18 protein-coding genes and 2 pseudogenes are annotated in these 21,114 nt (G+C 63.5%); 7 read left to right on the forward strand and 13 right to left on the reverse strand.

Going from position 1 to position 21,114, the window contains the following annotated elements; genetic code table 11:
• Positions 1–25 precede the first annotated feature (25 nt).
• The gene (locus MJ122_RS23360) at positions 26–808 is read left to right on the forward strand and encodes a class I SAM-dependent methyltransferase (protein WP_239746189.1); all 783 of its coding nucleotides are present in this window, start codon (positions 26–28) and stop codon (positions 806–808) included.
• Between the two features lie 318 nt (positions 809–1,126).
• Here the strand turns inward: MJ122_RS23360 and MJ122_RS23365 are convergent, their stop codons facing one another.
• A complete protein-coding gene (locus MJ122_RS23365; RefSeq protein ID WP_239746190.1) occupies positions 1,127–1,759 on the reverse strand; it encodes a TetR/AcrR family transcriptional regulator in 633 nt (210 codons plus the stop codon).
• 97 nt (positions 1,760–1,856) lie between these two features.
• On the opposite strand from MJ122_RS23365, the gene MJ122_RS23370 reads away from it, so the two are divergent.
• From MJ122_RS23370 to MJ122_RS23385, 4 genes are all read left to right on the forward strand, one after another.
• Positions 1,857–2,960, forward strand: coding sequence for an efflux RND transporter periplasmic adaptor subunit (locus MJ122_RS23370; protein WP_088417919.1), 1,104 nt, complete (start codon positions 1,857–1,859; stop codon positions 2,958–2,960).
• 6 nt (positions 2,961–2,966) lie between these two features.
• Entirely contained in the window at positions 2,967–6,035 is a 3,069-nt protein-coding gene (locus MJ122_RS23375) for an efflux RND transporter permease subunit (RefSeq protein WP_239746191.1), read from the forward strand.
• A gap of 571 nt (positions 6,036–6,606) precedes the next feature.
• Entirely contained in the window at positions 6,607–7,197 is a 591-nt protein-coding gene (locus tag MJ122_RS23380) for a Bro-N domain-containing protein (RefSeq protein WP_239746192.1), read from the forward strand.
• 232 nt (positions 7,198–7,429) lie between these two features.
• The gene (locus tag MJ122_RS23385) at positions 7,430–7,624 is read left to right on the forward strand and encodes a hypothetical protein (protein WP_239746193.1); all 195 of its coding nucleotides are present in this window, start codon (positions 7,430–7,432) and stop codon (positions 7,622–7,624) included.
• Between the two features lie 96 nt (positions 7,625–7,720).
• Here MJ122_RS23385 and MJ122_RS23390 read toward each other — a convergent pair whose 3' ends face one another.
• The 11 genes and pseudogenes from MJ122_RS23390 to plsB form a co-directional block, all read right to left on the reverse strand.
• The gene (locus tag MJ122_RS23390) at positions 7,721–8,398 is read right to left on the reverse strand and encodes a DUF4197 domain-containing protein (RefSeq protein ID WP_239746194.1); all 678 of its coding nucleotides are present in this window, start codon (positions 8,396–8,398) and stop codon (positions 7,721–7,723) included.
• A gap of 107 nt (positions 8,399–8,505) precedes the next feature.
• Positions 8,506–8,904, reverse strand: coding sequence for a YbaY family lipoprotein (locus MJ122_RS23395; protein WP_239746195.1), 399 nt, complete (start codon positions 8,902–8,904; stop codon positions 8,506–8,508).
• An 83-nt stretch (positions 8,905–8,987) separates the two neighbouring features.
• Positions 8,988–11,087, reverse strand: a complete 2,100-nt coding sequence (locus MJ122_RS23400; RefSeq protein WP_239746196.1) for a YjbH domain-containing protein — start codon at positions 11,085–11,087, stop codon at positions 8,988–8,990.
• On the reverse strand, positions 11,084–11,857 hold the full coding sequence (locus tag MJ122_RS23405) for a capsule biosynthesis GfcC family protein (RefSeq protein WP_239746197.1): 774 nt from the start codon (positions 11,855–11,857) through the stop codon (positions 11,084–11,086). Before MJ122_RS23405 ends, MJ122_RS23400 begins: the two co-directional genes overlap by 4 nt.
• A complete protein-coding gene (locus MJ122_RS23410; protein WP_088417927.1) occupies positions 11,854–12,510 on the reverse strand; it encodes a YjbF family lipoprotein in 657 nt (218 codons plus the stop codon). Before MJ122_RS23410 ends, MJ122_RS23405 begins: the two co-directional genes overlap by 4 nt.
• 9 nt (positions 12,511–12,519) lie before the next feature.
• A pseudogene (locus tag MJ122_RS23415) lies at positions 12,520–13,236 on the reverse strand (capsular biosynthesis protein); the annotation flags it as partial.
• Between the two features lie 682 nt (positions 13,237–13,918).
• A pseudogene (locus MJ122_RS23420) lies at positions 13,919–14,281 on the reverse strand (Wzz/FepE/Etk N-terminal domain-containing protein); the annotation flags it as partial.
• On the reverse strand, positions 14,247–14,693 hold the full coding sequence (locus tag MJ122_RS23425) for a low molecular weight protein-tyrosine-phosphatase (protein ID WP_088418247.1): 447 nt from the start codon (positions 14,691–14,693) through the stop codon (positions 14,247–14,249). The pseudogene MJ122_RS23420 and the gene MJ122_RS23425, both read right to left, overlap by 35 nt.
• A gap of 317 nt (positions 14,694–15,010) precedes the next feature.
• Positions 15,011–16,063, reverse strand: a complete 1,053-nt coding sequence (locus MJ122_RS23430) for a glycosyltransferase family 4 protein (RefSeq protein WP_239746198.1) — start codon at positions 16,061–16,063, stop codon at positions 15,011–15,013.
• Positions 16,064–16,212: 149 nt separating this feature from the next.
• Complete coding sequence (locus MJ122_RS23435) at positions 16,213–16,659, reverse strand: low molecular weight protein-tyrosine-phosphatase (RefSeq protein WP_088417938.1); 447 nt, start codon at positions 16,657–16,659, stop codon at positions 16,213–16,215.
• A gap of 87 nt (positions 16,660–16,746) precedes the next feature.
• On the reverse strand, positions 16,747–19,257 hold the full coding sequence (plsB, locus tag MJ122_RS23440) for a glycerol-3-phosphate 1-O-acyltransferase PlsB (protein WP_239746199.1): 2,511 nt from the start codon (positions 19,255–19,257) through the stop codon (positions 16,747–16,749).
• Positions 19,258–19,426: 169 nt separating this feature from the next.
• Between plsB and MJ122_RS23445 the strand changes: the two genes are divergently transcribed.
• Both MJ122_RS23445 and MJ122_RS23450 read left to right on the forward strand, forming a co-directional pair.
• Complete coding sequence (locus MJ122_RS23445) at positions 19,427–19,897, forward strand: YMGG-like glycine zipper-containing protein (protein ID WP_239746200.1); 471 nt, start codon at positions 19,427–19,429, stop codon at positions 19,895–19,897.
• Between the two features lie 559 nt (positions 19,898–20,456).
• Positions 20,457–20,666, forward strand: coding sequence for a cold-shock protein (locus MJ122_RS23450; protein ID WP_015476243.1), 210 nt, complete (start codon positions 20,457–20,459; stop codon positions 20,664–20,666).
• A gap of 69 nt (positions 20,667–20,735) precedes the next feature.
• Here the strand turns inward: MJ122_RS23450 and MJ122_RS23455 are convergent, their stop codons facing one another.
• Positions 20,736–21,107 carry a hypothetical protein gene (locus MJ122_RS23455; RefSeq protein ID WP_088417941.1) on the reverse strand — a complete coding sequence of 124 codons (372 nt, stop codon included), beginning with the start codon at positions 21,105–21,107 and terminating at the stop codon, positions 20,736–20,738.
• Positions 21,108–21,114: the final 7 nt, after the last annotated feature.

The raw sequence follows: 21,114 nt of genomic DNA on the forward strand, positions 1-21,114 counted from the left end.
CGGTTTTTCCCAGGATCGCCTCGTCATGACCGAAGTCCTCACCCCGCCGCGCATCGTCGTCCAGGCGCTGGCGCCTGCCTGGCAGGCCACCGCCGAGCAGTGGGCGCAGAGGCTCGGGCTGCCGATGGGCGAAGACGAGGCGGACTTCGCCCTGCAACTGGGTGATGATGGCCTGCAGTTGCTGCAGCTGGGGCCGGATTCGCCCGGCCCGGTGCGGGTGGACTTCCTCGAAGGCGCCGCCGCCCACCGCCGGCAGTTCGGCGGGGGCGCCGGGCAGATGATTGCCAAGGCCGTCGGCATCCAGCAGGGCGTGCGTCCCCATGTACTGGACGCCACCGCCGGCCTGGGCAAGGACGCCTTCGTGCTGGCGACCCTGGGCTGCGAGATGAACCTGACCGAGCGCCAGCCGATCATCGCCGCGCTATTGGAAGACGGCCTGGCCCGGGCGGCGGGGGATTTCGAGGTGGGCGCCATCGTCGCGCGCATGCGTCTGCTGCAGGGCAATGCCATCGAGCGCATGGCCGCATGGGAAGGGGTGGCGCCGCAGGTGATCTACCTCGATCCGATGTTCCCGCACCGCGACAAGAGTGCGCTGGTGAAGAAGGAGATGCGCCTGTTCCGCCCGCTGGTGGGCGATGACCTCGACGCCCCGGCGCTGCTCGAAGCCGCCCTGAAACTGGCCAGCCACCGCGTGGTGGTCAAGCGCCCGCGCAAGGCGCCGATCATCGAGGGCGCCAAGCCCGGCTACAGCCTGGAAGGCAAGTCCAGCCGGTATGACATCTATCCGCTGAAGAGCCTCAAGGGCTGACTGCAAGCCGCGGGGCCAAGGCTTTGGGTAGCAGCGGACCCTGTCCGCGATAGGTTCGCATCGCGCCGAATGTCATCGCGGACGGAGTCCGCTCCTACCGGAAGAGTCCTGTGCTGAGCCCAGCCCTCTCTCCCGCCCTGGCTGCGCGCCCCGCTCCGAAGGGAGTGGGAGCCGCCCGTGCCAGCTGACGCCTTGGTTTCAACCTGCACCCTATGGTCTCAGGGAGAGGGTTAGGGAGAGGGAAATACAGGCACGGACTTTCAGAAGCAGACCGTTGCTCCTAGCGATTTCCGAAGCGCCAGCGTGGGCCTGACTCCGTCACGGCCGGAACGCCTTGAGGAACAGCGCGACCACTTCCTGGACATGAGCCTCGGCTTCCGCCTCCGTGGGCGGTGCTTCGCAGCCGATCAGCAGGCGGAAGTGCACGCAACCCTGCACCAGCATCAGGAAGTGCTCGGCCGCCCGGCGCGGGCTGTCCATCGTCAGCTTGCCCTGCTGGCGCGCCTGCTCGAGCAGGCGCTCCATCTGGTCCAGAACGCGTTGCGGACCGGCTTCGAAGAACAGCTGCGACAGATGCGGGTTGCCCGCACCCTGAGCCACCATCAGCCGGCTCAGGGCAATCGCCTCGGGGCTGTTGATCAACTGGTTGAAACCGCGCGCCAAGGTCAGCAGCAGGCTTTCCAGCGGCGCATCGGCAGGCGGCTCGGCGAACAGCTCGGGCAGGTTTTCTGCGCACTTGGCCTGCACCGCTTCGACGAACAGCGTCTCCTTGTCCGTGAAGTGGCTGTAAACGGTGAGCTTGGACACCCCGGCCTCGGCGGCGATGGCCTCCATGCTGCTGCCGTCGTAGCCGTAGCGGACGAACAGCTCCTTGGCGGCTTCGAGAATCGCCTTGCGCTTGGCCGGATCCTTCGGGCGACCCGGTCCGTTCGATGAGTTCGATGGTGACATGTCTTTACATTTCTAATACTGGACTGATGGGTTCTGTATTTTTACTATACCGGGGAGTATAAGAATTCCAACCGCGTTTTGCGAAAGGTCACACATCATGTTCCGCCATGCTCTGTCTGTCGCGCTGCCTGCTGCCTTCATCCTTTCCCTTTCCGCCTGCGGTAACGGCGAGCCCGCGAAACCAGCGGCGCGCCCGGCCATCGTGGTGCAGCCGCTACCGGCGCGGGACATCACCGAGGCCTATCCCGGCGAAGTCCATGCCCGCCACGAGCCGGAACTGGCCTTCCGCATCGGCGGAAAAGTCAGCAAGCGTCTGGTGGAAACGGGCGAACGGGTGAAAAAGGACCAGCCGCTGGCGGAACTCGATCCTGAAGACGTTCGCCTGCAGCTCGAAGCCACGCGCGCCCAGGTGGTTGCCGCAGAGGCCAACCTGCAGACCGTCCGCTCCGAATACGCCCGCTACAAGACCCTGCTGGAGCGCCAGCTGGTCAGCCAGTCGCAGTTCGACAACATCGAAAACACCTACCGCGCCGGCGAGGCGCGGGTGAAGCAGATTCGCGCCGAGTACGACGTGGCCCGCAACCAGGCGGACTACGCGATTCTGCGTGCGCCCCAGGACGGCGTGATCGCCACCCGCCGGGTTGAAGTGGGGCAGGTGGTCGCCGCCGGGCAGACCGTCTTCACCCTGGCAGCCGATGGCGACCGCGAAGTGCTGATCAGCTTCCCTGAACATGCCATCGACCGCTTCCGCATTGGCGAGTCGGTGAGCGTCGAGCTCTGGTCGCAGCGTGACAAACGCTTCAGCGGCAAGATCCGCGAGCTGTCACCCGCGGCCGACCCGCAGTCGCGCACCTTCGCCGCGCGGGTCGCTTTCGACGACGCCAAGGTGCCCGCCGAGCTGGGGCAGAGCGCCCGTGTCTACATCCATGCCGAGGGCACCGTGCCGCTGGCGGTACCGCTCGCCGCGCTGACCTCGGAGGCCGGTCAGCCCTTCGTCTGGGTGGTCGACCCGCAGACTTCCACCCTGCATCGCCGCCCGGTGCGCATCGGACCTTACGCCGAGGATCGCGTGCCGGTACTCGAAGGCCTGAAGGACGGCGACTGGGTGGTGGCCGCCGGCGTGCAGGTGCTGCGCGAAGGGCAGGAGGTACGGCCTGTCGACCGGGAAAACCGGTCGATCAAGCTGGTGGCGAAGGAGTAACGCCCGATGCAATTCAACCTTTCCGCCTGGGCGCTGCAGAACCGCTCCATCGTCCTCTACCTGATGCTCCTGCTGGGCATAGTCGGCGCGCTGTCCTACACCAAGCTGGGGCAGAGCGAGGACCCGCCGTTCACTTTCAAGGCCATGGTGGTGAAGACCAACTGGCCGGGCGCGACCGCCGAGGAAGTCTCGCGCCAGGTCACCGAGCGCATCGAGAAGAAACTGATGGAGACCGGCGACTTCGACCGCATCGTGTCCTTCTCCCGTCCCGGCGAATCCCAGGTGACCTTCGTCGCCCGTGAGGACTTCCATTCCCGCGACATTCCCGAGCTCTGGTACCAGATCCGCAAGAAGGTCAACGACATCCGCTACACGCTGCCACAGGGCATCCAGGGACCGTTCTTCAACGACGAATTCGGCACCACCTTCGGCAATATCTACGCGCTGTCGGGCAAGGGCTTCGACTATGCGGTGCTCAAGGACTACGCCGACCGCCTGCAGCTGCAACTGCAGCGCATCAAGGACGTCGGCAAGGTCGAACTGGTCGGCCTGCAGGACGAGAAGATCTGGATCGACCTGTCCAACACCAAGCTCGCGACCCTCGGCCTGCCGCTGGCGGCAGTGCAGAAGGCGCTGGAAGAGCAGAACGCCGTGACCGCCACCGGCTTCTTCGAGACGGCGACCGACCGTGTGCAGCTGCGTGTGTCCGGACGCTTCGATTCGGTGGAGGACATCCGCGCCTTCCCGATCCGCGTCGGTGATCGCACCTTCCGCATCGGTGATGTCGCCGACGTGCACCGTGGCTTCAACGACCCGCCCGCGCCGCGCATGCGCTTCATGGGCGAGGACGCCATCGGCATCGCCGTGGCCATGAAGGACGGCGGCGACATCCTGGTGCTGGGCCAGAAGCTCGACGCCGAGTTCGAGCGCCTGCAGCAGACGCTGCCGGCGGGCATGGAGCTGCGCAAGGTTTCCGACCAGCCGGCGGCGGTGCGCGAAGGCGTCGGCGAGTTCGTCCGCGTGCTGGCCGAGGCGCTGATCATCGTGCTGCTGGTGAGCTTCTTCTCCCTCGGCCTGCGTACCGGCCTGGTAGTGGCGCTGTCGATCCCGCTGGTGCTGGCGATGACCTTCGCCTGCATGTACTACTTCGGCATCGGCCTTCACAAGATTTCCCTCGGCGCGCTGGTGCTGGCGCTGGGGCTGCTGGTGGACGACGCGATCATCGCCGTGGAGATGATGGCGGTGAAGATGGAGCAGGGCTACGACCGGCTCAAGGCGGCGAGTTACGCCTGGACCAGCACGGCCTTCCCGATGCTCACCGGCACCCTGGTCACCGCCGCCGGCTTCCTGCCGATTGCCACCGCGCAATCGGGCACCGGCGAATACACCCGCTCGTTGTTCCAGGTGGTGACCATTGCATTGCTGGTGTCGTGGATCGCTGCCGTGGTCTTCGTGCCCTACCTGGGCGAGAAGCTGCTGCCCGATCTCGCCAAGCGCCATGCGGAAAAGCACGGCGGCAGCGACAAGGGCCACGACCCGTATTCGACGCCGTTCTACCAGCGTTTCCGCCGTGTGGTGGAGTGGTGCGTGCGCTACCGCAAGACGGTGATCCTGCTGACCGTGGCGGCCTTCATTGGCTCGATCATGCTGTTCCGCCTGGTACCGCAGCAGTTCTTCCCGCCCTCGGCGCGCCTGGAGCTGCTGGTGGACCTGAAGCTGGCCGAGGGTGACTCGCTCACCGCCACCGCCGAGCAGGTCAATCGCCTGGAGAAGATGCTCGCCGAGCATCCGGGCATCGACAACTACGTAGCCTACGTCGGTACCGGTTCGCCGCGTTTCTACCTGCCGCTGGACCAGCAATTGCCGGCGGCGAGCTTCGCCCAGTTCGTGGTCCTTGCGAAAAGCCTGGAGACCCGCGAGGAAGTCCGTCAGTGGCTGATCAAGCACATGAACGAAGACTTCCCGACCCTGCGTACCCGGATCAGCCGGCTGGAGAATGGCCCGCCGGTGGGCTACCCGGTGCAGTTCCGCGTTTCCGGCGAGCACATCCCGGAAGTCCGCGAGCTGGCGCGCAAGGTCGCCGACAAGATGCGCCAGAACCCCCACGTGGTGAACGTGCACCTGGACTGGGAGGAGCCGAGCAAGGCCATTTTCCTCGACATCGACCAGGAGCGCGCCCGCGCCCTGGGCGTGAGCACCTCGGACATCTCGCAGTTCCTGCAGAGTTCGCTGACAGGTTCCACTGTCAGCTTCTACCGCGAGGACAACGAGCTGATCGAGATCCTCCTGCGTGGCGACGAGCGCGGCCGGCATGACCTGTCGCAGCTGCCCAGCCTGTCGATGCAGACCAGCAGCGGCCGCAGCGTGGCGTTGTCGCAGGTGGCAACGCTGGAGTACGGCTTCGAGGAAGGCATCATCTGGCGGCGTAACCGCCTGCCCACCGTGACCGTGCGCGCCGATATCTACGATGACTCGCTGCCGGCGACCCTGGTGAAACAGATATCGCCCACGCTGGACCCCATCCGCGCCGAACTGCCCGACGGCTACCTGCTGGACGTCGGCGGCACCGTGGAGGATTCGGCCAAGGGCCAGAATTCGGTGAACGCCGGCGTGCCGCTGTTCATCGTGGTGGTGCTCAGCCTGCTGATGATCCAGCTGCGCAGCTTCTCGCGGATGATCATGGTGTTCCTCACCGCGCCGCTGGGGCTGATCGGGGTGACGCTGTTCCTGCTGATCTTCCAGAAACCCTTCGGCTTCGTGGCCATGCTCGGCACCATCGCGTTGGCGGGGATGATCATGCGCAACTCGGTGATCCTCGTGGACCAGATCGAGCAGGACCGCGCCCACGGCATGGACACCTGGCACGCCATCATCGAGGCCACGGTACGACGCTTCCGCCCCATCGTGTTGACCGCCCTGGCCGCCGTGCTGGCAATGATCCCGCTGTCGCGCAGCGTGTTCTTCGGGCCGATGGCGGTGGCGATCATGGGCGGCCTGATCGTCGCCACGGCGCTGACGCTGCTGTTCCTGCCGGCACTCTATGCGGCGTGGTTCCGGGTGAAGAAAGAGGTCTGACGGGACGCCGGCCCTGGGCCGGTGGTCCCTTGTAGGAGCGAGCTTGCTCGCGAACGGATTTCCGGACGCACCGCCGTCCGTCCGGGTAGCGGGCCACCACGCTCCGACAGGCCGGCACGCGACGTAGGGCGAATAACGTGCAGCGTTATCCGCCGTCCGACCTTATGAAGTGAATCGCCTGACAGACGCGAACCCATTGGCCTGTCACCCTCGCTGTCCTTTCCTGAGCACGATTCCCAAGCCCGGATCACTCCGTCAGGCTCGGGTTACCCATTCAGGAACCGCCTGACTCATCAACGGCGTTGCGGTCCTACAAGCCGGCTGCTTAGCGTTCTCTCCGCCACGGAACAGCCGTGGTCAGGTGTGGAAGCCTGTAGCGTTTGAGTATTGCTGTAGCAGGGATGGTCCGGCCTTTTCGAAGGCCGGACCGACTCTGGCTGTCTATGGCGGACCGTGCGAGGCGGGCTTCGGCCCGGCCGGATATTGGTCCCAAACGCCCGGTCTTCCACCCTTGCACGGTCCGCCTCCCTCCCCGGGATGGCGGCTTTCCAGCTGTACAAGGAGAGACCGCATGAGCCCTTCAACCTTGTTCCCGGCCGACAATGGCCTGAGCTTCCAGACCTTCCAGCGCTACGATCGATTTTTGCGGGGCCTGATGATCGATCGTCAGGCCTGGTTCCCCGCCCGCGACCTCGCGCGCCTGACCAATTCCGATGTGAGCGGTCGCACCACCCGCAAGCTCGACCCTGACCAGTACCGCTGGGAGCGCCTGGTCGGCAGCCGGGAGGACGAACTGCTGGTCAGCGAAAGCGGCCTCTACACGCTGCTGCTCGTGTACTTCTACCACCCGGAGAACCGCAACCTGCGGCAGTGGCTGAGTAATGAGGTCGTGCCGGTCCTGCGCGACGCGCAGTTGCCGGCGGGCTCCGCCCCCCGCCATGCCTTGCGCGAGGTACAGGGTTACCCGCTGGCGGTGCTCGAATGGCAAGGCAGCGTCTGGCGCGCCTCGGCGACGCCGCCCGCGTGCTTGAGCGTGGCGGCACTGCGTAGGATGGCGTGGAGCGAAGCGATACCCCATCGATTGCAGCCTGTAGGGCGGATAACCCGGAGCGGGTTATCCGCCCTACGGATGCCGCGCTTCTGCGAACGCACGTGCGTATGACAGGGTGATTGTCCAGTACGCCTATGACCCAAATTGGAGTAGGAAGCCTCCGGCGAGACTTTGTGCACAGCTGTGCGCTTCAAGCATTCTTAGTTCAGAATCAGAAAGATCCCCTGTGTAAATAGGAATACAAAGGAGCTCGACAGCGGCGACGAGGTTGACAAGCCCACCGCCAGTACATGGTGCATCGAGCGCCTCCACATGACAGTGGCCAAGCCCAAGGCAGGACAGCATGAAACTGCGAAAAGAAATCGAAAAAACCATTCGGGAAGCACGCGAAGACCGAGCCAATGCGGCGCTGGCGATCTGCGTATTGCTGGAGGAGAAACTGGGTCTTTCGCAGACGGGTTGGTTCGATGATGACCCACTTGCGCTGCAAGCAATCGCCGAGCGGAAGGCTTCCGCCGTTCCTCAGCAGCAGATATGAGCGCCCGAGAGGCGATTAACCCACGCTTGCTCTGCATGAACAGAAAAGCAAAAGCCCGGCAGATGCCGGGCTTTTGCTTTTGACATTCGGATGTGCTCAGAGCACGCCGAACACCTTCTTCGCCAGGCCAGTGGCCGCAGCTGTCGGGTTCTGCCGAATGGTCTTCTCCTGCTCGGCGATGATCTTGAACAAGCCGTCCAGCGCTTCCTCGGTCACGTAGTTCTCGATGTTGGCGCTCTTGGCATCGACCACGCCGAAGGCCGCAGCCTGACTGGCGAAGGCGTTGTACTGCTTGGCCACGCCCACCTGGTCGGTGGCCTGCTTGATGATCGGCAGGAACTTGGCGCGCAGCTGTTCGCGGCTGCTGCGGTTCAGGTAGTCGGTGGCGGAGTGATCGCCGCCCTGCAGGATGCCCTTGGCGTCGGTCACGGTCATCTTCTTCACCGCGTCCACCAGCAGCGCCTGGGCCTGCGGCATGGCGGCCTCGGCGGCCTTGTTCATGCTCGCTTCGAGCTGGTCGACCTGAGCGCCCATGCCGAACTGCTTCATGGTCTTGGCGGCCTTGCCCAGCCTGCCGGGCAGTTCGATGCGCACGGCCGGATCATTGCTGAAACCGCCGGGCTGGCTGAGCTGCTTCACGGCCACCTGCGCACCCTGGGTCAGCGCGTCCTTCAGGCCGCCGGTGGCGTCACTCTGGCTGAGGTCGGAGAGGGACAGGGCAAAGGCGTTGACGGACAGCAGGGCGCCGGCCAGCAGAACGGGGAATCGCAGCATCGATACTTCCTTGGTGAAACACGACGGTTGCGAACCGCCGAGGTGGAGAAGGGAGGGGGGAGATTAACGGAGGATGGCCGCCGGAGAAAACCCGGCGGCGTGGTGAATCAGTGCACGGGATCGACGCGGATGCGCAGCGGCTGCGGATCGCCGCCGTCAAGTTTGACGCTGTGGCGCTCGGTGGTGATGAACAAAAGGCGGCCGCCGTCTTCGATGCGCGCGCTGACGGCGTAGGTGTGGCCCGGCTTGACCTGGTTGCGGTCGTAGTCCAGATGAAACGCCAGCGGCATCTGACGCCCCGGCTCCAACTGCTGCTGGGCAAGGTCGATGGCCGGGGCGTCGGCCAGCGATACGTCCTGCAGGTTGACGGTGACCTCGGCGGTTGGTGGCAGGGCGATGCGCTGAAGGTAGAAGACTTCGCCCTCCAGCGATGCCTTGTCGCCGGAAGACGTGGAGCTGCAAGCGGCGAGCAGGCCGGTCATCAGCAGCAGGGGGAGGGTTTTCATGGGGAGCTCTCCTTGGATTCAGGGCGCGTCAGACCATTGTGGGTGACTTTGGTTTCCGCGCCATGATCTGGGTGAGCTCCGAGTTATTTCACGATGCGTCCAAAGAGGTTCTGGAACATGACCTGATCGCGCCCATCGGTGAGGTCGTACAGTGAATAGTCGTGGCTCAGTCGCGCGCCGCCGTCACGGGTCAGCGGGTCCCAGGTCAGGTTGGCGCGGCGCATGGTGGAGCTGCTCATCAGCTCGTCGAAGGGGATCGACACGTACATGCCCTTGTCGAAGCTGCCTTCGCCATAGGCCTCCTTGTCCGCCGTGGTCAGTGTGACCCAGGCGCCGAAGCGCACACCGTTCCTGAACTGGCGGGACAGATCGAGGGTGCCGCCCCAGTCGCGCGCCAGATAACGGCCAGCACTGACCTGCGCGAGGATGTCCTCGAAACCGGTCTGCCAGTAGAGGGTGACGAAGCCGGTGGCCGTCTGGTAGTCGCGCAGGGCGAAGTGCTGGTCGAACTCGCGCTGGCGAACGAGGTCGAGGTTGGCGCCCAATGCCCAATTCTCGTTCATGGGGCGATACAGCAGTTCGCCGCCCACCCCGGCATACATGCTTTCCAGATAACCGCCGTAGACCATGCCGTACAGATCCTGGTCCAACCGTGCGGTCTTGTTCAGCTGGAAGGTCTGCAGCATGACGTTGGAGGTCGTCATGTACTCGCGGACATCGGTGCGCACGCGTGGCAGGTTGCTCGGCGCGTCGTAGGTGAAATTGTCGAAGTTGTTGAACAGGTTGACGCTGAGCAGGCCGTTCGCCCACAGGCTCGGTGTGAAGCGGTATTCGCCGTCGAGGTCGGCGGTGAACTGATAGAGCAGAAAGTCGTTCGGCCCGCCGATGCTCTGGTTGTAGCCGAGGCCGACGTTGTAGCTGAATGGTTCGGGCTTCTGCTGATACAGCAGCTGTTCCCGCTGCGGCAGCGGCACGTTCTGTTCGGTGGTGCGGCGCAGGTCTTCCAGCGGCCGTTCCTGATTGGCCACTTCCTCGAATAGTCGACGCGGCACGCTGGTTTCGACGATGGGCTGGCCATAGCGTGTATCGACGACGGTAAACCACTGGATACTGTCGTCGGTCGTGTTGTCGAGAATACGTGCGGTACGTCCTACCGCTTCGGGCGCGTAGAGATAGCGGGTCTGCTCGCCGTAGACCACGATCTCGCGGTCTTTCTGCGTGATGCGCCCCACCTTGTAGCCGGCGTTTTCTTCCAGGCGACGGGAGACGTCGGCCCAGTCGGTAGTCTCGCCTGGCTTCTGCTCAACTCGCTTTGCCAAGGCTTCGGGAGCGGGGTCGCTCACTTTCGCCGGCGCCTTGCGGGTAGCGAAGTTGGTGTGCAGGGTGATGCCGAACATGGCGGTGTTGCCGCGCTCGAAGGAGGCCGTCAGGTCGATCGAATCGCTGGCCTTGTAGACCAGACCGATGTTGAACGGGGAATCCTGCTTCTGTGGGTTGTCGAGGGGTTCGTGCTGGTAGTCGTTGCCGTCGTATTCGAGCTTGAAGGACAGCGGTTTCCAGGGCGTCTGCCAGTTGATGCCGCCGAAGAGGGAGGGGCGGCCACGGAAGTAGCTGTTGGAGTTGACCGAACCCGCCGTATCGACGGTTCCGGTTGGTGCTGGACGGGTTTTGAATCGATCATCGATCCACCCTAACGGGTTGTCCAGCTCTCCGCGATTACCGATATAGCCCCATGCCAAACCCAGGCTGAAGTCGAAATCGCCGACGCGCTTGTTGGCGACGAAGTACTCGCTGGAGAACAGGCCGGTGCCCCCGACGTCGCGGCCGCCCAGGGCGATCTCGGGAGCCCAGCGGCTTTCCTGCAAGAGGCGGAATTTGACGTCGAAAGCCTTGTCCTTGTAGCTCTGATCACCGCTGAAGTCATCTGCGCCATATTTGCGGTTGCTGATGGACGTATAGCGGAAACTACCCTCCATCCACTCGAAGGGCTGCAGCGAGAAGCTGTAGCGCGAGTAGGGATCGGTGCGGTTGGCGTTGATGCTGATCTCGCCTGCTGGCGCCATGCGTGCGGTTGGCGTTTGCAGCAGGCCGACACCCCCGAAGTCGTTCTGTGTGTAGCGTGGCTCGGCGAAGGCCAGGTTGGCGCCGACCAGCAGCAGGTAAAGACCGTGGCGGCAGTTCATGGCGATTCCATCGGCAGAGGCTGGGTAGCGATGAATTGGGCCAGCTCATGGTTCAGGTCCGGAGTAATTGCGTCCACCCGGGCGGCATCCAGAGGGACCAGCAGCACGGCGCCGGGCGCGGGGGGATCGGCTTCTTCTCGATTCCACAGGGCGATACCCAGCCGGGAAACCTGCCCGTCAGGCTGAATCAGGTAGAGGTAGTCCGGATCCGCCTCCGCCAGGGCGGGGCACTGCTGCGCATACCGGTAGGCTTGCTGCAAGGTGGCGAACGGAAGGGTGCAATCGCTCGATACCGCGCCGATGACACGGATGCTGTCGGGGCGTGCTGGAAAGATCAGCCGGTCGCCGCCCTGAAGCTTGGGCGAGTGGGCGGCATTCAGTTCGACGGCCAACGGATCGAGCCGGTAAAAGCGCCGCCCGGTGACTGGAAGACGGCTCACCTGCTCGTTCAATTGCAGGGCCGCATTGGCCATCCCAGGCTCGTTCTGAAGCAGCGCGAGGCGCCGGAGCTGGATCAGGTCGAACAGGATGCCTGCTTTCAGGCGCTGCTGTTCCTGCTTCAGGCTTTCGCGTTGCCAGGACGCACCCAGCCAGTAGCCCAGCGGATCTATCCGCAGTTGACCTAACAGGTCACCCAGGCGCAAGCCTTCGACAATTTCCTTTTCCCCTGGAGAGGGGATCGCTCCGAGCACCTCGATGCGGGTGTTGGCAGACAATGTGCTGCCGAGCGTGAGGCCCAGCAGCAGGCAGCCGATCCGCGCAAGACTCATGGTTGCCCCCGCAGGGGCCGCAGTTGGGTGAGTGTGACGCTCAGGCTGGGCGTGACCTGCTGGCGGCTTTGCATGACGAAGCCATCCTGTGGGTCGACCCAGTAGTGGTTGGTCGAAGACATGCCGGCAAGCGGGGAGTCCAGGGATTCGTCGACGCGCAGCAGGGAGTGGTCCCGGTCGAGAATGCGCACAGTCTCGATACCGGCCAGACGGAAAGCGCCCTTGAGGGGGACATCGAACTGGGCGTTCGAGTCGAGATCGATCCAGCGCTGGCTTGGCTGCCCGTTCGCAATGCCCTGCAACCCACGGGAAAAGGGTGAGTCCGAGGCCAGTCGCGTCCCCAGAAGATCATTCGGGAAGCCGAGAGTGCGTACGATGACACCGTCTTCCAGCAGCAATAGCTGGTTGGCGTTGGTCCGCCAATACTGCAGCTTGCCCTGCACGCGCACCAGCGCCATTACCGCCGAGCCATACTCGGTCGTCACCTGGATCTGGTAATAGGGCAGCGCATCGACCTGCGCCTGCGTGACTTCCAGCTTCGCAGGACCGTGAAGGCTGGCGCCCAGGGTATTCAGGGAGCCTTGCATCAAGGGGTTGCAGCCACTCAGTGACGCGGCCAATGCGGCCAGCGCGATCAGGCGAAGGGCAGTCATGGGGTCGTATCAGTTGTTATTGAGGTTGCGCTGGACGGTTGAGCCGGTGCCCACGATGCCGGCAGATGGCACCAACTGGCTGATCAGACGGTTCCATCGAGTGACCCCGGCCGGGCCGACGTAGACGACGTCCTGAGGGCGCAGCTGGAACTGCTGGGCAAGGATGAAGGCGGTAGGTGAGTTCGCGTCCAGTTGGAAGACCGTCGCACGTTCGGCTTCCAGGTTCTCCACGCCGCGGATGACGTACACGGCCTTGCCATTGGCGGTGGTCTGGTTGAGGCCGCCGACACTGCCCAGCGCGTCAGCCAGGTTCATCTCGCGGGTCTTGAAGGTCAGGGCGCGCGGTGCGTTGACCTCGCCCATCAGGTAGACCTTCTTGCGGTCGTTGTAGGGCAGGTAGATGCGGTCGCCGTCTTTCAGGTAGAGGTTGTACAGGTCCGAGCCCTGGGCAGTATTCAGGGCATCCAGGTTCAGGCGATACACCTGTTTGTCCCGCTGGAGCGTCAGGCCGGAAAGGTCGGCATTGGCCGTGTCCAGTTCGGCGGCGCCTATAGCTTCCATCAGTGTCAAAGGTGTGGCGGTGATGGGTTGCTGGCCGGCTTTTACAAAGGCTCCATTGAGCACCACGCGCTGGCTGGAATAGCGCATGACCGCAATGTCCACCTGCGGTTGTTCGACATAATCGGCAAGCGCCTCGGTGATGTGACGACGAACTTCTTCTATGGTCCAGCAGTGCCTTGGTCTCCAGGCTGATGTCGGCTGACTTGGCGCGGGATTGATAACCGCTCAAGGCGTTTTCCGATTGCTCCAGGTCATGCCTTACTTCCGGCAACTGTCCGCGCAGGAAGTCGAGGCTGGAAGCGGCTTCGGCAGAAGCACGCTGGACGTTTTGCAGCACGTACTGCTGGCTGATGGCATTGAGGACGGCAAGCGCCTGGTCAGGTTGTTCATCATCCAGCGACAAGGTGAGGATGCCGGACTCCTTGCCGGTCTCGCTGACGTTGAGCGCCCGCTGATAATCGAGAATGGCGCTGAGGCGACGCTCGCGGATGACCGTGAAGCGCGTGCCGGGGTTGGCATGCAGCGTTTCGACCTGGATCTTTACGCCGTTCTGCTCGGCGGGCTGACCAGCCTGGCCTTCCACCAGCGTGTTGTTGTCATCATCCTGGAGGGTGAACTGGCCGTTGTCGCCGGCAATGAGCTTCAGCTTCTTCTCGAGCAGTGCATCGGGTACATCCAGCTGGAATATCTTCAGCGTTTCCCCGCCCCAGGCGAAACGGCTCATACCCAGCAGAGGCGAGGCAATGTCTCCCTGATGGTCCGGGGAATAGCGGCGATGGAGGAAGTTTCCGAGCACCGGGAACAGCGATGGCTGAATATCGATATCCAGCTTGAGCGCATCCACGGCTTTGCCGATCACCGAGCGGGACGTCAACAACTGGATTTCAGTAACCGCTTGCGATTGTGTTCCCAGCAGATCGCTCATGTCCGACAGTCCCGGAATACCGGGCTTTTTCTGTTCGACCTGAATGGTGGCTGTCGCGCGATAAACCGGGGCCGCCAGCAGGGCATAGGCAGCCCCCACGACCATGAAGCCGGCGGTGATACCCGCGATCAGCCACTTGTGGTCGAGCAGGGTGCCGAACAGGGCGAGCAGGTCGATTTCGTCATCATCACTGACGGCCGGCGGAATGGCGGGCGCTTGTGGGTATTGCATAAAGGGCTTCTTGAGGAGTTCAGCGTTGAGGTTGAAGACGTCGGGTCCAGGCATCGGCGCCTTCCTCGATCAGGGCATAGGCATGCTCGAAAGCGGCGGGTCCGCGGCGATAGGGATCGGGGATCTCGCGCTCGCTTTGCCATTTGCCAAGCAGGAAGGTCTTGCCGCGTGATACGGGGGAGAGCCGGATGACGTCCTGTAGTTGGCGGTGCTCCATGACCAGCACGAGGTCGGAAGCCTGTAGAAGCTGGGGCGTCAGTTGGCGCGCCTGATGCTCCCGGGGGGCTTGGCCGTGGCGTTGCAGTGTCGCGAGCGCGTGGCGTTCGAGTGGATGACCGACTACGGCGGTCAGGCCAGCAGAGCTGACCTGGATGCCTGTTTGAGCCAGGTTCCGCCGGAGCAGATGTTCGCCTGTCGGGCTGCGACAGATGTTGCCTGCGCAGATAACCAGTACGTTCTTGAACACGCTGACCACCGCTGCTTGGATTGATCGCTATCTATGGGCCGCGAAAATTAAGCCTCGCGCCGGAACGATTCAATGCATGCAGGCACCCGTTACGGGGGTTTAGGAATTCTCTGAGGAGGGTTAAAGGGAATCCCTTCAAATCGCAGGTAAGGTGGACAATTCTGGTGGCGTAATGCCGTCTTCGTTGGCCATTGATCGAGGTTTGCTGCGACTGAAAAGCGCGCCGTTGCTGTGACATCCAGGCAAGCAACCGGACTGAAGCGGCGGGCTGCGAAGTGGCGCTGGGAAGGGGCCTGCTTCGACAGCAGGCCAGCGGGTCAGCCGGCAGCCAAAGGCCTGGCGGTATGCGGCGGGGTGAAGCGGGAATAGAGATTTTCCAGCGAGCTTTGCAGGTGCTGACCGCAATGCAGACTCTGGATGCTGCGGCTGTTGCGGGTCAGTTCAGCGATCACGCCAGGGTCGCCCTTGGCGAAGGCGATGACTTGCCGTTGTGCCTCTGCAACGTCCGGGGCGGTGGACAAACCCTCGGCGACGAAGGGGCCGATACGGCGCAAGGCAATGGGAAGATCGAGTTTCGCCGCCTCCAGTACCGAGATAGGAAATCCGTCCCACGCGGCGGTATGGAAATACAGGTCGAGACCCTTCATATGGGCGATGACTTCGCCGCGCGGGCGCCAGCCCGTCACTTCGATGCCCGTCTCGACCATTTCCGCCATCACCTGGGCGTCACCGCCACCGATCCACTTGAAGTGCGCAACCTCCGCGCAGTTCTGTGCAAGGGCACGGAAGTAGTCGTGGCCCTTCTGTCGGCTGATGCGCCCGACCATACCGACCACGGGTTTGCTGGTGAGGCTGCGTACGGCCGGTACTTCCGGCAAGTCATCGCAGACATTCACCAGCCCCAGGGTATGTGTCGGCTCGATCAGTTCCCCGGCGATGCGCTGTTCGTCCAGGCCGCAGCCCGCAATCACTGCGGTCCGCTTCGCCAGCAACGCTTCGATGGCCCGGTAGGCCTTGAGCATCATCGGGTGATCGCCGCGCAGGAAGGCGAAACCGTGAGGGGTGTAGACGATCTTCTGCACAGGGATGAAAGGCAGGGCGCGGATCAGCGCGCCGGCATAGGTGCTGTGCAAATGGATGACGTCCGGCTGCACGCGATCGATATAGGGTTTCACCCGAGCCAGACTGGACAGGCGACGCGGCACCAGTTGCATGTGCTTGAACAGGCCCTGGCTTTCCTCACCGGTGGTGTCGCCTTTGCGCACCGCGGCCAGCAGGTAATGCTCATGCTGCTGGGAATTGAGGATGTAGGAATTGATTGCCGAGGTGACGCCGCCGCCGAAGGACTCGGTGATGTGCAGGATTTTCATAAAGCGATGCAGGTCCCTGGAAAATTACGTGTCGTAACTGGGAGACCAAACAGCTGAATATGGTCTTGCTGGGCTAGAGCGTAGCCTTTTTCATACAGGATTTGTAAGGGATTTTGACGCTTTTCGTGATATCGAAAAGTTCCGTCAAATTACCGGCGAGCTCTCAGGCGATCGCCCCAGGGAGCCACGGCGGACTCGATGAGGGCATAGGCACGCTCGAAGGCTTCCGGGCCCTTGCGGTAGGGGTCGGGGATTTCCTGGTCGGTCTGCCATTTGCCCAGCAGGAAGGTCTTGCCGCGAGCCTCGGGCGCCAGGCGGATAACGCTCTGGATCTGTGACTGCTCCATGACCAGAACGAGATTGGCTTCGTGGATCAGTTCGGCGGTGAGCTGGCGGGCGCGATGCGGGTGGGGATGGTGGCCGTGGCGGCGGAGGATGGCGAGGGCCGTGTGGTCGATCGAGTGGCCGACCAGCGCGCTGAGTCCAGCGGAGGCCACCGAGATGTCGCTACCCTGCAAGGATTCGCGCAGCAGGTGTTCGGCGATGGGGCTGCGGCAGATGTTGCCGACGCAGACGATCAGAATCCTGTTGAACACGGAGAGCGTCCCTGACCGCGACCGATGGATCGTCAGAAATCTATCGGTCGCGGTGCGCGGGCGTCAAGCCGCCGGCAGAGGGAGGGGTCAGCCCTGACTGGCAGGCGGCTGATCGGCGGGGGCGCTCTCTTGCTGGGAGGGTCGCTCCAGGGCGACCTGGCGGATGGACAGCCGGATCTCCGCCGGTAGCACGCGCTTGGCTGCACCTTCGGCCAATTCGCCGAGCAGCTCATGGAAGCTCAGCTTGCCGTGCTCATCCTTGCGCAACACGCCTTCGTCCAGCAGGGTCTGGATGAAGTGGCGGAACAGGCTCTTGTCGAAGAACTCCGGGGCGTTGAGACCGTGGAGGACCGACAGGCGCTGGGCCATCACGGTACAGAGGTTCTCCAGTTCCTCGGCGGTGAGCTGCTTCTGCCCGGCGTTGAGCACCAGCGAGATGGACATGTAGAAGCGCTGCAGGGTCTGGGCGATGGCGCGGGCTAGCAGGGTCAACAGCACGTACTGGCGCGAACTGGGCGGTGGACGGATGAAGGTGTCGTTCTCCTGCTTGAGCAGTTCGCTGGTGACCATGGCCTGCAGCCACTGATCGACCACCGCATCCAGCTCGTCCAGGCTCCAGCGGATGAACAGTTCGGCCTGCAGGTAGGGATACAGCGCGCGGGTGTAGCGCAGCAGCTGTTCGCGGCTGATCCGTCCGCTGTTCTGGAAGAAGCTGGCGATCAGCGCCGGCAGTGCGAAGATGTGCAGCACGTTGTTGCGGTAGTAGGTCATCAGCACCGCGTTCTGCTCGTCGAGGTAGCAGATGCGGCCCAGGGCGTCCTTCTGCTCGCTGAGCAGGTTCATGCTCTTCACGTACTCGATCTGTTGCTGGCCGTCCCCCTCGGGGAGGGTGGCGCTGGGCGAGTAGGGGACCTTGCGCAGCAGGTCGAGATAGAGGTCGATCACCCGCGCCAGGGCGGTTTCGTCCAGGGCCAGGCGGGTGGTGGACAGCAGCGCCAGTGCTACCAGGTTCACCGGGTTGATCGCGGCGGCGTCGTTGAGGTGGCGGGCGACATCGCGGGCCAGGTGGTTGGTGGTTTCCGAGAGCCAGGCCGGGCGGTATTCGGGGCCGAGCTCCTGTTCGCGCCAGTCCGGTTGCTGCTGGTCGAGGAACTGGTCGAGGTGGATCGGCTCGCCGAAGTTCACCCAGACCTGGCCGAAGCGCTGCTTCAGCGCGCCGACGACCTTGAAGATGTCGAAGATCGACTCCTTCTTCTTCGCCGCGCCGCGCAGCTCGCCCAGGTAGGTGCGGCCTTCGAGCACGCGCTCGTAGCCGATGTACACGGGGACGAAGACGATGGGCCGGCGCGAATCACGCAGGAAGCTGCGCAGGGTGATCGCCAGCATGCCGGTGCGCGGATGCAGCATGCGCCCGGTGCGCGAACGGCCGCCTTCCACGAAGTACTCGGTGGAGAAGCCGCGGCTGAACAGCGTATGCAGGTATTCGTTGAACACCGCGGTGTACAACTGGTTGCCCTTGAAGCTGCGGCGCATGAAGAAGGCGCCGCCACGGCGCAGGATCGAGCCCACCACCGGCATGTTGAGGTTGATGCCGGCGGCGATGTGCGGCGGCGTCAGGCCGTTGCGGAACAGCAGGTAGGACAGCAGCAGGTAGTCGATGTGGCTGCGGTGGCAGGGCACGTAGACGATCTCATGGCCCTGGGCGACCTCCTGCACGCGCTCGATGTGGTTGACCTTCACGCCCTCGTAGAGCTTGTTCCAGAACCAGGTCAGGGTCACTTCGAGGAAGCGGATCACCGGATAGGAAACGTCGGCGGCGATTTCATTGGCGTAGCGCAGGGCGGCGGCCTCGGCCTTCTCCTGGGAAATCTTCTGGGTTTCGCACTCCTCCTGGATTGCCTGGCGCACCAGGGGGGCGCGCAGCAGGCCCTTGACCAGGGTGCGGCGGTGGGAAAGGTCCGGGCCGATCACCGCGGTCTTCTGGTTGCGGAAGTGCACGCGCAGGATGCGCTGGACCATGCGCAAGGTGCGCTCGTGGCCCTTGCCCTGTTCCACCAGCTCGCGCAGATGGATGGGCGCGGAGAACTGCACGCGGGTCTTGCGACCGAGAATGAGGATGCGCGCCAGCTTGCGCAGGCGGCCGGTCACGGCCCAGTTGTCGGCAAACAGCAGTTTCCAGGCGCTCTTTTCGCTGTCCGGCGATTGGCCCCAGAACACGCTGACCGGGATGATCTGTGCGTCGTCGATGCCGTTCTGGCCGATGGCGCCGAGCATGCGCACCAGCGCTGGCGGCGCGCCGCGCTTGTCCTGGCGGCCCAGCCAGTCGGGCTCCGGGGTCAGGTAGAAGAAGGCCGCAGGCTCAATGGATTCACCCACTGCCACCGGCATCACCGGACGCGGCAGGCCGGCCTTGCGGCACTCGGTATCGACCACGGCCAGATCGCTGACCGAAGGCTGCTGCAGGACGTAGAGGACCGGTTTGCTGCGGTCGATCTTCAGGCTGAAGGCCGACTGGTTGATGGTTTCCGAGCGCACCCAGAGGTACAGCAGGCGGCGCAGGGCACCGAAACCGAAGCGGCGGAACGGGTAACGAGGCATACAGGCCCTATGGCTGGCGTAGGTAAAACGAGCGATTGCTCAGGCCGGCTAGTTTGCCGGATTAGGCCTTCGCCAGCAAAGCCGGGAGCGCTTGGTCGGCGAGGGCGGATACCCCGTGATCAGCGGCTATCCTGCCATTTAGGGGATGACATTCTATGGAGGTTCCGCGATGCGTACGTTCACCTGGGGATGTCTGTTCGCCTTGTCGGTTGCGCTGCCCGCCGCGGCGCAGACCGTCGTCCCGCTCAAGGGCCAGAGCAGCCAGCAGATGCAGCAGGACATGAGTGAATGCAACAGCGTTGCTGCCAATGCCGCGAGCAGCGCTACCAGCAGTTCCGACCCGAATGTTGGTGGTCGGGTTCGTGGTGCGGCCAGGGGGGCGGCTGCAGGCGCCGTGGCGGCGGAGGTGCGTGGGCAGCGCCATGAGGAGGTTTATGACCGCGCCAGCGATGATGCCAAGCAGCAGTACCGGCAGAACCGAGCGGGCGATGCCGCTGCCGCGGGCGCAGTGGTCGGAGCTTCGCGCCAGCGCCAGGAGCGCCGGCAGGATCGTCGTACGCAGAGCGAGGCGCAGAGCACCGCCAGCTCCAGCGCCTACAGCGGTTGCCTGCAAGGTCGGGGCTATCAGGTCAGTCCCTGAACGGCCAGGACCTTTGATGGTGCACGACTGACCGCGCATCGGGCGCGGTCGATGGATACTCATGAGCATTATTCATCGAGCCTGATGGATTGGATGGACCGCCAATTCAGCAGACAAATGATTGGCATTATTGCAGCGGCAAAAAACTGTAAGGCGCATTCCGACTGCGTCTGAAAGACATTTCCGCAGATTGCTGGAACCCGATGAGCAGGAACGAAACTACCCGCCGTGAAGTCGGGAAAGTGCGAACAGGTCCACGTTCGAAACACTTTCGTTACGCTGGGTAACGAGCACCAAAATGGCTCTGCAGGCCCCGGAAAATGGCACTTTGGCCTGTTTGGTCATAGGGGCGCGCAGTGGATGAAAAAGTGCTTTTCAGCTGTAACTTTTGATTTATATACTCGGGAGCGCTGTCGCCTGCGGGCGTTATTCGAATTTCCTTCCTACATGCCATTCGGCGCGGGTTGGATGATAAGAAAAGCGTTCAGCTGGCGACTGCCGTAGTCCTCATTCCCGGGGGCCAATCCAAAAAATAATAGGCAAGTTGGAGAGTGTGGTAATGGCTGATCGTGAGGTCGGAACCGTCAAGTGGTTCAATGACGCCAAAGGTTATGGATTCATTCAACGCGATAGCGGTCCGGACGTTTTCGTTCACTACCGTGCCATTCGTGGCGATGGTCACCGTTCCCTGGTCGAAGGCCAGAAAGTGGAGTTCTCGGTGATCCAGGGTCAGAAAGGCCTCCAGGCGGAAGACGTCGCCAAGGTCTGAGCCCCCGAAAGAACAAAGGCCCGTCCAGTGGACGGGCCTTTGTTTTTCCAGCCTTGCATGTGACGGGATTCAGCCCGTACGCCAGGTGATTTCCTCGACGCCCGCGGCGGTCACTTTCAGCCAGCGATCGGCGTCTTCCTCGCCCTGATCCTCGCTCCAGCTGCCGGGAGCGCAGCGCACTTCCACGTCCAGTGCGGCGCAGGCAGCGCGAGCGCAGGCGACATCGTCGTCCCATGGCGTCTGGTCGCTGTCCAGGAACAGGCTGTTCCACTTGCCCACGGCCCTGGGCAGCCAGGTGACGGAAATGCTGCCGGCGGTGCATTTGAAGGTCTCGCCCTGGGCGCGCCATTCGGAGCAGGGGCCAAGGGCCTTTTCCAGCCAGACGCCGACGGCGGCCTGGTCGGCATCCTTGAGGTAGATTTCGATATCCGGTTGGCGCATGGCGTCC

The organism is Pseudomonas sp. DP-17, assembly GCF_022380625.1.
Classification (GTDB): Bacteria; Pseudomonadota; Gammaproteobacteria; order Pseudomonadales; family Pseudomonadaceae; genus Pseudomonas; species Pseudomonas nitroreducens_A.